Annotated in this window: 9 protein-coding genes and 2 pseudogenes; 3 read left to right on the top strand and 8 right to left on the bottom strand. The window is 28.3% G+C overall.

All coding sequences use genetic code 11. The annotated features are described in order from the left end of the window. Positions 1-47 precede the first annotated feature (47 nt). Positions 48-5,588 (bottom strand): SpaA isopeptide-forming pilin-related protein, encoded by a 5,541-nt coding sequence (locus tag CLPUN_RS17640; RefSeq protein ID WP_077848555.1) that lies wholly within the window; start codon positions 5,586-5,588, stop codon positions 48-50. A 455-nt stretch (positions 5,589-6,043) separates the two neighbouring features. Between CLPUN_RS17640 and CLPUN_RS17635 the strand changes: the two genes are divergently transcribed. Together CLPUN_RS17635 and CLPUN_RS17630 are read left to right on the top strand one after the other, a co-directional pair. Beyond that, complete coding sequence (locus tag CLPUN_RS17635; RefSeq protein ID WP_077848554.1) at positions 6,044-7,582, top strand: response regulator; 1,539 nt, start codon at positions 6,044-6,046, stop codon at positions 7,580-7,582. A gap of 99 nt (positions 7,583-7,681) precedes the next feature. Then, positions 7,682-8,734, top strand: a complete 1,053-nt coding sequence (locus tag CLPUN_RS17630) for a sensor domain-containing diguanylate cyclase (protein ID WP_158078794.1) — start codon at positions 7,682-7,684, stop codon at positions 8,732-8,734. Positions 8,735-8,908: 174 nt separating this feature from the next. Here CLPUN_RS17630 and CLPUN_RS29675 read toward each other — a convergent pair. After that, positions 8,909-9,162: pseudogene (locus tag CLPUN_RS29675) on the bottom strand (transposase); the annotation flags it as partial. Between CLPUN_RS29675 and CLPUN_RS17625 the strand changes: the two are divergent. Then, positions 9,152-9,434 (top strand): annotated as a pseudogene (locus CLPUN_RS17625) (IS3 family transposase); the annotation flags it as partial. The pseudogenes CLPUN_RS29675 and CLPUN_RS17625 sit on opposite strands and share 11 nt — an antisense overlap. Positions 9,435-9,625: 191 nt before the next feature. Here the strand turns inward: CLPUN_RS17625 and ppdK are convergent. The 6 genes from ppdK to CLPUN_RS17595 all read right to left on the bottom strand — a co-directional run bounded on the left by ppdK (position 9,626) and on the right by CLPUN_RS17595 (position 16,336). After that, entirely contained in the window at positions 9,626-12,259 is a 2,634-nt protein-coding gene (ppdK, locus tag CLPUN_RS17620) for a pyruvate, phosphate dikinase (RefSeq protein ID WP_077848552.1), read from the bottom strand. Between the two features lie 81 nt (positions 12,260-12,340). Continuing rightward, positions 12,341-12,979 (bottom strand): transcriptional regulator CcpN, encoded by a 639-nt coding sequence (ccpN, locus tag CLPUN_RS17615; protein WP_077848551.1) that lies wholly within the window; start codon positions 12,977-12,979, stop codon positions 12,341-12,343. A 185-nt stretch (positions 12,980-13,164) separates the two neighbouring features. Next, a complete protein-coding gene (locus tag CLPUN_RS17610; RefSeq protein WP_077848550.1) occupies positions 13,165-13,824 on the bottom strand; it encodes a DUF4342 domain-containing protein in 660 nt (219 codons plus the stop codon). A 6-nt stretch (positions 13,825-13,830) separates the two neighbouring features. Continuing rightward, complete coding sequence (gene recO, locus CLPUN_RS17605; protein ID WP_077848549.1) at positions 13,831-14,580, bottom strand: DNA repair protein RecO; 750 nt, start codon at positions 14,578-14,580, stop codon at positions 13,831-13,833. A gap of 3 nt (positions 14,581-14,583) precedes the next feature. Then, positions 14,584-15,474, bottom strand: a complete 891-nt coding sequence (gene era, locus CLPUN_RS17600; RefSeq protein WP_077848548.1) for a GTPase Era — start codon at positions 15,472-15,474, stop codon at positions 14,584-14,586. Positions 15,475-15,634: 160 nt separating this feature from the next. Then, positions 15,635-16,336, bottom strand: a complete 702-nt coding sequence (locus CLPUN_RS17595) for a diacylglycerol kinase (protein ID WP_077848547.1) — start codon at positions 16,334-16,336, stop codon at positions 15,635-15,637. Between the last annotated feature and the right edge of the window lie 30 nt (positions 16,337-16,366).

Below are 16,366 nucleotides of genomic sequence, written 5' to 3'. Positions count from 1 at the left end.
TTGCTCCAATTTTAGTAATATATACTTATATTACTATCAATTTGCTTTTAAATAAACTTCTTTTTGAATCTTAAAATAACCCCGAATACCATAAATACTAAACCTAAAACTATCAAAACAGAGAAATCTATAAAGCTTCCTGCTTGTGGTAATTTTTCAGCTTGCTTCTTATTATTTAAATTAGAATCTTTAGCTAGAGTTTCTTGGGGTTCTAAAGAACTATTTATATTATTATCTTCAGTTATATTAGAAGCTTCATTTAATACTCCAAAATTATTACCAAATTCATTAGAACTATTTGTATTATCTACATCACCTTTAGTTTGAACATTTGTATTTTGATTATCTACATCATTTTTAGTTCCATCATTAGTATTGTTATTATCTATAGCATTACTACTATCACTATTCTTTGTATTATCTTTACTACTACTTGTATGTCCAGAAGATGATGATTTTTTTATTTTATCCATTTGAATATCATGCTTTATAATTTCTTCTTCTACGGAAATTGTAGGACTTGTATACTTTTTATATCCATCTTTAGTTACTACTATATAGTAATCAGTGTAAGGATATACCATCATTGCATAATCTCCATCTTTATTACTATTTTGAGGATTTTTGTTATCGTTAGGTTCAAAACCTGGTATAATTGGAAGCTCTACAATTGTGTTTGGTTTTTTACCTAAATTCTTGTTTCTTTCTGTATCCGCATAATATACAGTTACTTTAGCTCCTTCAACAGGATCTTCTGTAGACGAATCTGTAATTTTACCATATGGGTCAATTAATTCAATAACTAAATTCACATTTCCATCTTTAGAAACATTTACTTCAACAGTTCCAATAACAACCTTTTCTCCATTTCCAAGATCAAAATATATTTTTGATTTTTCATTATCCCCATCTTTTAAATCTTTAATTATAATGTTTCCATTTTCATCTATCTTTACTTTATCAGAAGAAAATCCTATTTTTGATGTATCAGGTACTGGATTTTTATTTCCATTCTTATCAACAAAAACTATAGAATCTTTTCCCTTTACAGTTACTGTTTTACTTCCATCTTCTTCTACAGTAATAGTAGGTTTTAATTCATTAATTGTTTTTCCATTTTCATCCTTAACTATTCCAGTAGAGGTTGGTGGCTTTGGTGTTGTTTTTTCATCTATAACGACTCCAACATCTATTATAGTTATTTCATTTTCTACAAAATAACCCTTTGGGATGCTTAATGTTTTATCTGATAGTTCATATCCTTCTGGTGCTTTTGTCTCTTTTATTACATAGTTTCCTGGTTGTACTTTTTCAAATCTTACTAATCCATTTTCATTACTTGCTACAGTTTTTAATGGATTTGCAAAGTCTGTATCCTCAGCTTTGTATAAACTAAATTCTGCTCCTTTTAGGAATTTATCATCTGCTGATTTTTTAATCAGTTTTATGTCTTTTTCTACTAATGTTGGTGCTACTGGAGCTACTTCATTTTCAATTTCATAAGGATTAGCTTTTACAATATCAGAAACATTACCTGTATCATCAACAGTAGCTGTTATTTTAGTATTGCTAACAACATATCCTATTGGTGCAACTGTTTCTTTTATTGCATAGTTCCCATAAGGAACATCTGCAAAATTAACAAGACCTTGTATATCACTAATTTGGGTCTGTATTGGATTTTTAAACTCTGTATCACTTTCTTTATACAAACTAAAAGCGGCTCCACTTAATGGCTGATTTAACTTAGATTTTTTATATAATTGAATAGATTTTTTTATTAAATCATCTTTAATTATATCTGGATTTGTTTTTATCGTATCTCCTGATTCTCCTGTTCCATCTACAGTTACATCTATTACTTGGTTAGATAATAAATAACCTTCTGGCGCTGTTGTTTCTTTTATTTTGTAGTCTCCAAGTTCTACTACTTCGAATCTTACTAATCCATTTTCATTACTTACTGCAGTTTTTAATGGATTTGAAAAACTTGTATCTAATGTAGCATATAATTTAAATTCAGCACCTTTTAATGGTTTATTATCTTCACCATTCTTTTGGAATTCAATATTTTTTATATACCTTTCATCTGCAAAAGTATATTGTTTTGCATTTTCAGATACTACATTTGATTTAGTAATAGTAAATTTATATTCCTCATCACTTAATTTGTATCCATAAGGTGATTTTATTTCTTTTACTATATATTCTTTTCCAAATGCTATTTTCTTAAATTTAGCCTTACCATCATTACCTGTAGGTTCTGAAACTTGCATAACTTTTTCATCTTTTAGAAGTTCAAATTGAGCCCCACTTAATGGTTTATTATCATTTTTATCAACCTTTGTTATTACAATACTTCCAGAAGTTAAAGATGCACCTCCACCACTAACATCTTCTTGATAGTAAACCTGACTAGTTGCTTTAGTTGAACTATTAGCAGCCCCACTATTATCAGATTCAAGCTTTACACTATTTGAAAAAGATGTTCCAGATGTTTTAACTGAAGTATCAAAGGTAATTAAATATGATTTATTAGTTGGATTAGGATATTCTAATACAAAATCCCTACTGTCAAAATCATAATTTGCAGTATAACCAGCACTAACTTGTGTTCTTGACTGTTCATTTCCATCAGAATCAAATTGAACTTCATATAACTTTACGGAATCCATGTCAATTTGCAGACCATCTGGCAATGTGTCTGTAACCTTTATTTTATCTAAAAGTACATTGTTTTTATTAACACTTATTTTCCAAGTTATAAAATCATTTCCCCAAGTATAATCATAATCTTTACTAATTAAATAATTTTTAATAGTTACATCTTTTGATACCTTAATTTCATTACTTGTACTAGTTGTTTTTACGAAAGCTTCATTTGCAACAACTTTATCTTTATTTTGATCAAATTCTGAATCTGATGCTACTTTAGTTTTAAAAGTTATTTTATAACTATCACTTATTGTTCCACCAAAATCATAAGTAAGAACTCCACCTTGCCCTTTATCACTAGAAGATGTTTGATCATACGAAAATCCATTTGAAGTAAGTTCTGCATCCGAAGTTCCAGCAGTACGTTCTATCTTAAATGAATCATCTACATATTCTTGTCCTGGTTTTACATTATCTATTACTTTAACAGCATCTATTGGCATCTTAGCTGAATTTACATTAATAGTCCATGTAATTTCACGAGTGTTATAATTATATGAACCATCTTTAGTAATTAATGTAGTATCAAAACCTTGATTTGCTGATGCATCATAAGATTTTATATTATCTCCAACTAATTTACAAAAGTTATTAACAGAACTACGTCCATTATTGTAGATAATATTATTATTTGTCACCTTAGTTTTTAAAGTAATAGTTTGGCTACTATTTATATCTCCTAAACTAATTTCATATTCTTTATGATATTGAGTAATATTTTCTGATGCTACTTCAGCAATTGTTGCACTAGAATTATTACTTACAAATAAAGAGCCATCTACATACTCTTGGTTACTGTCTATAAATTCCTTCACTTTAGCATTATTAATATTTATGCCTATTCCATTTACATTAATATGCCAAGTTACTTCTTTAGTTACTGGATCATAATTTATTGCATTTTTAGTTAACATATCTCCAGTAACACCTACACCTACACCTGATGCATTAAAATTAAAATGTTGTCCATTATTTACATCTAACTGTGCTACATTATTGAATGTATAAGTCTTAGAAAATGTATCTTGTATTATTGAATTGTCTATAGGTGTTGAAAATTTAATTGTGTGCTGTAAGCTATCAGAAGGTAAATTATAAGTGAAGGTTCTTGTGACTTCATCATAAGAATAATCTGCTGTGGTTTTACTTGCACCGTCTAAAGTTACACTATCTTTCTTTAAACTTAATCCTTCTGGAAGTTCATCTTTAACAATTGGATTTTCAAAGTCAATTTTACTTTTATTAGTTTCTATAGTCCAATCTATGCTTTTAGTACTTGAATTATAGGAACCTGATTTGTATAAATAGTCATTCTTTACTTCAACAGTTTTTTGAGATGTAACATCGGATTTATCATCAATTTTCAAGTTTGCTTTATTATTTATATAATTACTTGAACCTTGACTATTTAATATATCATCACTAGGTTTTGTTTTAAATTCAATTACCTTCTTTTCACCTCTTGAAACTACTCCAAAATTGTAATTTAAGTTATTGTCTACAAAATTTGAATCATCTACAGAAGCTCCATCAACCTTTAAAGATCCACTTATATAGGTATGCTTTGTAACATCTAGTCCATCTACAATAGTGAAATTCTCCCTATCTAAATTTCCTGCTGTAGCTTCTATTTTCCAATTAATTGTCTGATCATTAGGAGAATACTCTCCAGTCTTATTAATTTTAGGTTCTTCTTCTTTAAAAGGTTCCTGCTTAAAGTTAAGATTGAAGGTTTTATCCTCAAAATAAGGAGTCTTAAAGGTTATATTAACTGGATTTTCATTTCCTATTTCAGCCTTATTTAAAGCCCTTCCAAACCAAAAGTTTCCTTCTATATCAGAATCATCTGTATTTACCTGACCAGAAAATGTAATTGTTACTTTATTATCTGTAGTAAAGTGAACAGTTCCTATTGTGCTTCCATCTGTTGCTATAATATGTTGAGACATGTCACTTTGTGTTTTAAATTCCTTTGGAAGATCAACAATAAATGTCTGACCTGCTTCTACCTTCTGTCCCTGAGGAATTTTGAAGGTATATCCAATAAACATTTGTGAATCTTTTTCTATTTCCTTCTTTTTTAAGTCTTCTAAATAAGAACCATAATTATCTTTAAAGTCATCTTCCCCAATGTCTATATTTCCTTCAAATCTGTCAGCACTTAAATAAACTCCTGTAATAAAAGGAAAATTAATTTCTTTTTCATCTGCAAAGTTAACATCAAAGGTCTCTATAGTTTTATTATTTTCAGCAAAAGCTATAGTTTTAGATGCTGCATCGCCTATTTTTTCTGAATTAAGCTCTGCATCAACATAAAACTCTCCAGTTACTTCTGAATCTATTTCTTTTGTATTTTCAAATTCAACTATTAATTCATTTAGATTATCACTTTTAGTTATGGTTATTTGGATTTGATTATCTTCTGAAGTTTTATCAGCAGATGCATCACTACTAACATCAAAACCTGAAATCACATTATCAGAATCTTTATTAGCTGCTGGACCTGTAGTTACTTCTCCATTTAGATTTGAAGATTTGTCCTTCGTCTTTATAGATGTGATATTTATTCCTTTTACATTAAACTCCTCTGGAATTTTAATCTTGTACTTTTCTCCACTATTAATTTTCTCTCCATTTGGAATCTTAAATTTAAAATTAATTTTAAGTTCATCATCTTTATTAAATCTCTTTTGACTTAAATCATATGAATTTCCATCTTCACCATTTTGAGATATGTCTATAATAAATGGAAAATCATTTAGTTCATCTGCAAACGCCTTGTTGTTTAATAACAATGATGGCCACATCTGTAAAACGAACAAAAATACAACTAAAAAAGTTCCTATTCTTCTAATTAAATTTTTATTTTTCAATTATTTTCCCCCCATAAAAATTAAAAAATAATATATTTTGTTATTTATATAATTATACATAATCATCTCCTTTCAGCGAAAATATCAATTTATAATTTTGTTATTTTTCATGAAAATAATAATAGCATTAAAAATTAATATATACAACATTATTTTTTACTAAATATCACCAACGTATAGTATAATAATGTAAAACATGATATATACAGAGTAATATTAAGTATTAATGAGAAAATCAAATATAAACCAAAATTAAATGCTTCTAAAGCATAAGATAATTTGTTATATAGTATTTATAAATATTTCAGATAAATTATATAATTAGTATAGTTTATAATGATATAGATAAACACTTATGCTTAAATATCTTTAATACTAAAAAATATCTATGAAAATAGATATTTTTTAAAGACTTTAGTAATTTAATGTTCAGAGGCAGATGGGGGGATTTTGAAATGAAAAGTGTTTTAGTTATTGACGATACCAAATCAAACAGGGTATTTATGGCTAAATGTCTTGAAAGTGAAGGATATGACGTTGTAACAGCTAACAATGGAAAAAATGGAGTAGAATTGTTAAAAACTAAGATTTTTGATTTTATAATCCTTGATATGAAAATGCCCACAATGAGTGGGATGGAAACCCTAAAATGGATTAAGTGGAATTCAATAAATATACCAATAGTTATTGTTACAGCATATGGAACTGTAAAAAATGCAATTGAATGCATGAATAATGATGTTATAGCATATATACAAAAACCATTTACCATAAATAGATTTAAAAAATGTATCTTAGACATAGAAGAAAAAATAAAACTTAAAAATAACAATATTAGAGAAATAATACCTGATAACATAACGGAATTTAATTCAGATACAGAATTTGCATCTGCTGAAAGAATGGCTGATGATGTTATTTTAATTCAAACAGAGCAAATAATTAAAAATAATATGGTTACTAATCTTTTTGATATGATACCATACAGTGTACTTATATTAAATTATGAACGCCAGATTATATATTCAAATAATTATTTCATTCATTTATTGGGAATAAAATCTGATGAAGAATTAATTGGGTTTCGTCAAGGTGAAATTCTAAAATGTATTCATGCTAACGAAAAAATTAGTGGATGCGGAACTACAGAATGTTGTAGTGTTTGTGGCGCTGTTAAAGCAATACTTGAATCACAGACAAAAAAAACAGCTGTAAGAAGAGAATGCTTAATGACTATGGAAAGCAAAAATGGAGTGATTAGTGTTGAACTTTTAATTCATGCTGCACCAGCAGAAATCATAAATAAAGATTATACAATTTTAGTTATAAAAGATATAAGTAATGAAAAAAGAAGAGAAGCAATTGAAAAGATATTTTTTCACGATATATTAAATACTTCCGGTTCTATAAGAGGATTAGTTGATTGTATGAAAGAATCATCAGAAATAGAAGAAACACGTGAATTAATTAACTGTGTCAGCGAAACAACTAATATAATGATTGATGAAATTAAAACTCAAGTGGATCTAATAGAAGCTGAGAAGGGAGAACTTAAATTAAATTTATCAAAATTTTCATTAACAGAACTAATTTTAAAGCTAATTAAATATAACAATACTCATATAGATTATGAAATAAAACTTGAATGCACAAATGACTTTATAATTAAAAGTGATAAAATACTAGTACTTAGAGTAATAAACAATATGATTAAAAATGCTTTAGAAGCTTCAGAAAATGAATCTATAAATATTGGAGTAGAGAAAAAAGAAAATTTTGTGGAGATATATGTGAATAATAAGGAATACATTCCGAGAGAAATTCAACTTCAAATATTTAAACGTTCATTTTCAACAAAAGGAAAAGGTCGAGGATTAGGTACATATAGTATGAAGCTTATAGGCGAAGATTACCTAAAAGGTTACATTAGGTTTATTTCTGAAAAAGATAAAGGAACTAAGTTTACATTTGGGTTGCCATACAAAGCAAATTAGTTGTTATTATATATAAAACAATAATATTAATAAGTAAAGCATATGTTATTACTTTATTTAACTAAATAAATGTATTATAGGTTAAGGCAGGTTATAAAAATGAAATTTCCAAATAAACAAATAAGAAATACAACTAGTTTTAAAGAAAATAACTTAGAATATATTGAAATGCATAAATTACTTCTAGAAAATGCAGTTGAATGTATTTGGCTATACGATTTAGCAAAGAAGTGCTTTAAATATATTAGCCCATCTATAATTAATTTAACAGGATTAACAGTTGAAGAAACAATGAAAGAAAAACTTGAAAATTCATTAACACCACAATCACTAGAAAAAATATCAAAAACTATTCCAAAAAGGTTATTTAGATTTTTAAATGGGGATAGAAGTCAGAAAGTAATATGGGATATCAATGAACTTCAACAATACTGCAAGGATGGAACAATAAAAACAATAGAAACATCTACAAAATTTATATTAAATGAAAATACAAATTATGTCGATATTCTAGGAGTATCAAGAGATATAACTGAAAGAAAAAAAATTGAATTAAATCTAAAAAATGAGATTAATGAAAAAAATGAAGTAATTGAAAATATGAGAAAATCAGAAAAAAGACTTTCTATATTAATGCAAAAATTAATTAAAAAAAACAATAAACTAAGGAATATTGCCATTAAAGATAAGTTAACTGGTTTATATAATCGATATTTTTTCGAGGAAAATATGGTAAAAAAGATAGAAAAAATCGATTTTAGCAATATTCCACTTACCTTAATTATTTTCGATTTAGATAGATTTAAAAATATTAACGATATTTATGGACATTATGAAGGAGATAGAATACTTAAGAAAGTAGCAAATACATGCATTAAATTAATGAGTAAATATGATATATTTACTCGATGGGGTGGCGATGAATTCGTTATATTAGTATTACAAACAGATTTAGATAAAGTAAGTATATTGGCTGAAAAACTACGCTGTTCAATTGAAACAACTTTAAATAAAGATTTAGGACAAGTAACTCTCAGTTTAGGCATAGCTGAAAGATCAGATTCAGAATCTTTTAAATCTTGGTTTAAACGAGCAGATATGGCGCTTTATCAAGCTAAAAATAATGGTGGAAACTGTGTTGTAATAGGCTAATTAAAAATTTAAACTATAAAACTATGGGATTTAGCTAGACTTGTATGAATCAAATCTACTTTGCATTAATATCTTTTTACTTTTAGAAAATTCTAAAAATATCTTGTATATCCACTTATAGTATTAGTAAAAAATCGAATATTATACATAATTTTTAGTATAAAGTACAAGCTATTAAGCTAATTCATCATTTAATTGTTTTTCAAATATTATTGATAATTCAGCTAAAGCCTTGCCCCATTGAGTTCATTTTTTATAATTTCCATAGTCGCTAAATATAAGCACTAACTCAAAGATTCGTCAATTCGAAATACAGTTCTTGCTTTGGTGTATTTTCGCATTCGTTTATTAAAGCCTTCAAGATTATTAGTTGTATAAATCATTTTTCTTATCTCAGGTGAAAATGTAAAAAATCTTGATACAATAGATAAACTAATACAAGCTAACAAAAATACTCTTAGAAAAGATTCATTTATTCATTCAGATTAAGTAGTACATTATACTAGTCCAATTTTTCAAAATAAAGTGAAAAAAATAAGTTAGGACAACGCCCCGAATGAATCATTGTTTGGATATTTAAAGGATGAAGCGAAACATTTGAGTATCTAGTTAAAGAAATAGATTATTATAATAACTTTAGAGGACAATGGAATAAAAAAAGATTACTCCTGTTAAATACAGAAATCATCTTTTAAATTAGTCTACTTGATTTACTTAGATGAACCAATACCATCAAAATCCTCCTTTTTATCTTAAAACAGTACTTCTACTAATAAAATAAGGTATTGTACTTAAATTCAACAATGAAATCAAGTTACAATACCCTATTCTTTTTGTAGCATACTCCCTATTAAACCTTTAGGTTAAAATTATACTCTCAATTTTATTTATTTAATTAGTCCTTGGTTGCTTTACTTGTGCTTGTGCTGCTGCAAGTCTTGCAAGCGGCACTCTAAATGGTGAACACGATACATAGTCAAGACCTATATTATGGCAGAATTCAATTGACGATGCATCACCACCATGTTCTCCGCAAATTCCAAGATGGATATCTGGTCTTGTAGCTTTTCCTTTTTCTACAGCTATTTTGATTAATGCACCAACTCCAGTTTGATCTAATTTACCAAATGGATCTTGTTCATAAATCTTCTTTTCATAGTAAGCAGATAAGAATTTAGCTGCATCATCTCTCGAGAATCCAAATGTCATTTGAGTTAAATCATTTGTACCAAAAGAGAAGAATTCTGCTTCTTTAGCTATGTCATCAGCTGTTAAAGCAGCTCTTGGAATTTCTATCATAGTACCAACTTTATAATTTAAAGTTACACCTTTTTCATCCATAACTTCTTTTACTGTGTTCACAATAACTTCTTTTACATATTTTAATTCCTTAATTTCTCCAACTAGTGGAATCATTATTTCTGGAATAACATCATAGTTATTATTCTTTTTAACTTCTATAGCGGCTTCTATAATTGCCCTCGCTTGCATTTCAGCAATTTCTGGATAAGATACTGCAAGACGACATCCTCTATGACCCATCATTGGATTAAATTCATGCAGCTCTTGAACTGTAGCTTTTAATTCATCAAAAGTTATTCCCATTTCCTTTGCTAATTCTCTAATATCTTCATCTGCTGATGGTAAGAATTCATGTAAAGGTGGATCCAATAATCTTATAGTAACTGGCTTTCCTTCTAATGCTTCATAAATACCTATAAAGTCCGATTTTTGCATTGGCAATATTTTATCTAATGCAACTTTTCTTTGTTCTAAATCTTTAGAAGTAATCATTTGTCTTACAGCCATAATTCTATCTTCAGCAAAGAACATATGCTCTGTTCTACAAAGACCTACACCTTGAGCTCCAAATTCAACTGCTTGCTTTGCATCTTTTGGACTATCCGCATTTGCTCTAACTTTTAATTGTCTTATTTCATCTGCCCAACTCATAAATGTTGCAAAATGTCCTGAAATTTCTGGAGCAACAGTCTTTATTTTTTCTCCATATACATTACCTGAAGTACCGTCAATTGAAATATAATCTTCATCTGTATATACTTTTCCATTAACTTCTACAGTTCTCTTTTTTTCATCAACTTTAATAGTTCCGCATCCTGCTACACAGCAAGTTCCCATTCCTCTTGCAACAACTGCAGCATGAGAAGTCATTCCTCCTCTTACTGTAAGAATTCCTCTTGCAGCTATCATACCTTCTATATCTTCTGGAGAAGTTTCAAGTCTTACAAGAACTACATCTTCACCAAGTGCTGCTCTATCTTTAGCTTCATCTGCCGTAAATGCAATTTTACCGCAAGCAGCTCCTGGAGATGCTGGCAATCCTTTACCAATTGGTTCAGCTTTTTTCAAATCCTCAGTATAAAATGCTGGATGTAATAATGTATCTAATTGCTTAGGTTCAACCTTCAAAATAGCTTGCTCCTTAGTAAGCATTCCTTCTTCAACTAAATCAACAGCAATTTTTAAAGCAGCTTGAGCTGTTCTCTTACCATTTCTAGTTTGTAAGAAGTATAACTTTCCTTCTTCTATTGTTATTTCCATATCTTGCATATCTTTATAATGAGATTCTAGTTTTTCAACTATATCTTCAAATTCTTTATAAATCTTAGGATCTTGTTCTTTTAACTTTAATATTGGAAGTGGTGTTCTAATACCTGCAACAACATCTTCACCTTGTGCATTCATTAAGTATTCCCCATAGATTTCTTTTTCTCCGTTTGCTGGATTTCTAGAGAATACAACTCCTGTTCCAGAAGTTTCTCCTTTATTACCAAATACCATTTCTTGTATATTTACTGCTGTACCCCATTCTCCTGGAATATCATTTAATCTTCTATAAACTATTGCTCTAGGATTATCCCATGATCTAAATACAGCTGTTATAGATTCAATCAATTGCACTTTTGGATCGCTTGGAAACTCTTCACCTTTTTCTTTTTTATATAATTCTTTAAATTCACCAACTAATTCTTTTAAATCTTCAGCAGTTAAATCTGTATCAAATTCAACACCTTTCTTTTCCTTAAGTTCATCGATTTTATTTTCAAATAATCTCTTTTCTATATTCATAACAACATCAGAAAACATTTGAATAAATCTTCTATACGAATCATATGCAAATCTAGGATTTTTAGTTAACTCTGCCATAGCTTCTACAGCTACATCATTTAATCCTAAATTTAAAATAGTATCCATCATACCTGGCATTGAAACTCTAGCACCAGATCTTACTGAAACTAATAAAGGGTTTGAATTGTCTCCAAATTTTTTACCTGTAGATTGTTCAAGTTTTGCTAAACACTCATAAATTTGACCTATTATTTCATCAGAAATCTTTCTACCATCTTCATAATATTTGTTACAAGATTCGGTTGTAACAATAAAACCATCTGGTACTGGAATTCCTATATTAGTCATTTCAGCTAAATTAGCACCTTTCCCCCCAAGTAAATTTTTCATTGAAGCATTTCCTTCACTAAAAAGATATACATACTTATTTGTCATCTCAATACTCCCTCTTTTCTTATAATTTTCTCAATATATTACTATCGATTCCCTCCTAAGGTATCGTAGTTACCCTAATAATTAATTTTCAATTTCTCCAAGTTTAACAAATAATTTAGTTATATTGGTTTTAGAAACCTTACCTATTATTTTCATTTGATCTCTTCCATCGGTCCTTTTTACTGTTTCAACAACTGGAATACTATCAATTTCATGTTCTATTATTTTCTTAGCTAAATCATATGCATTATCATCTTTATTTGCACAAATTATATTTGGCATTCTAGTCATGATTACGCCAACTGGAACCTTATGTATATCTGTTCCCCCTATTGATATTTTAAGAAAATCTTTTCTAGAAACTGCTCCTGTAATTACTCCATTGTTTTCTATAAATAATGTCCCTACATCGTTTAAAAACAAGTATACGATTGCATCATATACCATTGTATCTTCACTTACTGTCACAGGTTTAGACATTATTTCAGCAACTTTAATTTTACTTATATTTTGATAAACCAATCCATTAGATGATTTACCATTATATACATATCCAACCTTAGGCCTAGCATCTAAGCTGCCAATCATTGTAAGTACCGCCAAATCTGCTCTAAGAGCAGCTCTAGTTACTCCTAGTTTTTCTGCAATTGCTTCACTTGTTATTGGTTGATTTTCTTTTACTAAACATATTATTCCTTCTTGCCTAGGTGATAATTTCAATCTTATCCCTCTTTCTACAAAACAAGAAATATTTAGTTTGTTACTACTCTTTTATTATATCATGTAATTATTGTTTGACTAGACTTAATTTTCAGAAAAATCAAACAAATTTTCTAAATATTTCTTGTATAATAATTTTATATCTGTTTTATGTCTATTTTACTCTATATTTCTCTACATATCTTTTAATTCTTTGGTTCTTCCTTTTCTTCAACCTTCTCTTCAACTTTTCCTTTATCCTCTTCAAAGTTCACAGTATAAGTATATACTGTATCAGAACCTGTATATTCTTTTTGCCTTGAATCATTTTTATTATCTTTAATATCATTTTTCATTTCATTAACTTTAGATTTAACAATATCCGCAAAGTCATTGGCCTTATTTTTAACATCATTTGCAACTTTAGATACTTGTGTATTTATAACTTCTACAGATCCATCTTCCTTTGTAACTTCTATTGTGATTTTAGTTGCTATTGCTGCAATAATACCTGCTGCAAGTATCGGTGGAATTACAATTGCGATAACACCTGCTGCAATCCCTGCATTAACAGGAATATCAATTAATTCAGCATCATCTCTTTTAATTTTTATTCTTGTAACGTTTCCTTTTTCTATTATTTGCTTAATGCACTCCTTTAGTTCTTCGATAGAAATTGCAGTTTTACTTTCAGCCTCAGTTTCAAAAGCATCGTTGTTATTTGATATATCTTGCGTCTTTTCAATATATATTAAAGCCTCTAATACATCTCCTTCGCTTGCTTCTAAAGCTTGTTTTGCTTTTTCATAACTTACACCTGTTCTTTCACGGACCATATCAACTTTTTCTAATGTTATTTTTTCCATAAATAATCACTCCTTAATAAAATTTAACATATCTAAACTTTTTGGTTTTCTTGCATAATTATTGCAGATTAAAAATGTAGTTACCTTTTCTATTTCTGCCTTTATATCATTATTTAAATTTAACCTATATAATTTATCTACATTCATGTTCATCAAGAATCTCAACGCATTATATGTACCTTTCGATATAAATAACCCATGTTCTCTAGGGCACTGGTCACATACGCCTCCATAGTAAGATAAGCTTATATAATTTGATGAAGATATTTTTTTTCTACAAATACTGCACCTATCTAACGTCAAATTATATCCTGTAGATTTTAATAATTTCAGCTCAAAAGCTCTTATTAATAATTCATAATCTAATGCATCTGTATTTAATAAGTATAATGTTGTTACTAAATTTCTGAAAAGTTCAACATTAATTTCATTATCAGAACAAGCAATATCTATGAGTTCACATAAATATGATGAAAATGTAAGTTTATGAAGATTATCTAAGAGCCCTTGAAACGAATTAATTATCTTTCCTTCTTGAAGAGTATATAGATTTTTGCCTTTATACACCATATATTCTCCATAACATAATGGGAGTGTCAATGCTAAAAACTTACTCTTGCTTTTTTTTGCACCTCTAACTATAGCTGTAATTTTACCAAGTTTTTCAGTATAAAACCAAACTAATTTGTCATTTTCTTTAAAATCTTGTGTTTTTATAATAACAGCTTTAGTTTCTAAAATTGACAGATTAATCATCTCCTACTTATTTTTCTTATAACCTAATTCCTTTAATAAAAGTTGATTATCTCTCCATTCTTTTCTTACCTTAACCCATATTTTCACATTAACCTTAGCTCTTAAGAATTTTTCTAATTCATATCTAGAAGTTTCTCCTATTCTTTTAAGTGTCTGCCCATTCTTCCCTATTATTATTCCTTTATGCGAATCCTTTTCGCATATTAAGTCTACTTCTATATGATATGTTCCTCTTTCATTTTGTTTCATTTGGATTATATCTACAGCTATACCATGGGGCACTTCATCTCTTAAAGTTCTTAAAGCTTTTTCTCTAATAATTTCAGATACAACAAATTTTTCTTGAACATCTGTTATCATATCATCTGGATAATATTTAGGTCCTTCTGGCATTGCCTTTTTCATAAGCTCTACTAATCTGTCAACATTCTTTCCTTTAATTGCAGCTATAGGTATTATCTCTGCAAACTCAAATTCTTTTGAATACATCTCTAAACTTTTTGCAACTCTCTCTTGGGTGCTTTCATCAATTTTATTTAATACTAGAAATACAGGACATTTTTTTCCTTTTAAAGTTTCTAATATAAATTTATCACCTTTTCCTATTTCTTCATCTGGGTTTGTTAAGAATAATACTAAATCAACATCATTTGTAGACTCTTTTGCTGAATTCACCATATACTCACCTAACTTATGCTTAGGTTTATGTATACCAGGAGTATCAACAAAAACTAATTGATAATCCTCACCGGTTAATATTGTTTGAATATTATTTCTTGTAGTTTGTGGTTTATTTGAAACTATTGATAACTTTTCTCCCATTATGTAATTTAATAAAGTTGACTTTCCTACATTTGGTCTTCCAACTATTGTAACAAATCCTGACTTAAACATCTTTTCCTCCTCAAAATAAGCTTAATTACTAAAAAGCTTAATTAACATTATGCCACTTTACAAATAGTATACTCTATTTATAAGTTAATTGACAATGTGCAATATTATTTAAGACTTTTTCCTAAATAATATTTTTAATGCGACTTATTTTTCTTCAAGCTTAAAGTCTAAACAATGTAAAAATGAATAACGTTAATATTATTCCAAAAATTCCTCCAACTATTACTTCGGAAATACTATGGACTTCAGAATCAACTCTACTTTGTGCAGTTATAAATGCTAATAAAAAGCTTAGTAATATACAAATAGGTTCTTCTGTTATCAACGATATTGCCGTTGCTATAGAAAATCCTAGTGCACTATGCCCACTTGGCATTCCTCCTTTTAAAGGTGTTCCTTCACCAAAGATTGCCTTTGCTATTATCGTTACTATACAAACTATTACTAATACAATAAGCATGGTGTATGGTTCTGAATTTTTAACTTTCCTAATTACATCAAAGGAAAAACTAGATAATTTATCCCAAAATATAACATATCCAACTAACAAGGCACTAATAGCTGCAATTAACACAGCTCCTGCTGCTGCATTTTTAGCTGTTTTAGCCAGTGGATGATAATAATTAGTAGTCATATCTATCGCTGCTTCTATGGCTGTATTTATTAATTCCGCTGCTATAACCATTGTTATAGTAACTACTAAAATAAGAAATTCATATTTGCTTATATCAAAGAAAAAACTTACAGTTAATACACCTAAAGCTGCAATTAAATGTATTTTCATATTTCTTTCTGTTCTAACAGTATCTATAATCCCAGTTATGGCATTATTAAAACTTTCCAATGTTTTTTTAATTTTCATTTAACCACCCACTTTATTCAGTTAAGAATT

The sequence above is a fragment of the Clostridium puniceum genome (assembly GCF_002006345.1).
GTDB lineage: Bacteria > Bacillota > Clostridia > Clostridiales > Clostridiaceae > Clostridium > Clostridium puniceum.
This window is presented reverse-complemented; position numbering and strand designations above follow the sequence as displayed.

Bases quoted from the DNA above. Each gene is read 5' to 3' on its own strand.
- recO (WP_077848549.1), bottom strand. From the start codon at position 14,580: ATGATTAATCTGTCAATTTTAGAAACTAAAGCTGTTATTATAAAAACA.
- CLPUN_RS17630 (WP_158078794.1), top strand. From the start codon at position 7,682: ATGAAATTTCCAAATAAACAAATAAGAAATACAACTAGTTTTAAAGAA.
- ppdK (WP_077848552.1), bottom strand. From the start codon at position 12,259: ATGACAAATAAGTATGTATATCTTTTTAGTGAAGGAAATGCTTCAATG.
- CLPUN_RS17610 (WP_077848550.1), bottom strand. From the start codon at position 13,824: ATGGAAAAAATAACATTAGAAAAAGTTGATATGGTCCGTGAAAGAACA.
- era (WP_077848548.1), bottom strand. From the start codon at position 15,474: ATGTTTAAGTCAGGATTTGTTACAATAGTTGGAAGACCAAATGTAGGA.
- CLPUN_RS17635 (WP_077848554.1), top strand. From the start codon at position 6,044: ATGAAAAGTGTTTTAGTTATTGACGATACCAAATCAAACAGGGTATTT.
- CLPUN_RS17595 (WP_077848547.1), bottom strand. From the start codon at position 16,336: ATGAAAATTAAAAAAACATTGGAAAGTTTTAATAATGCCATAACTGGG.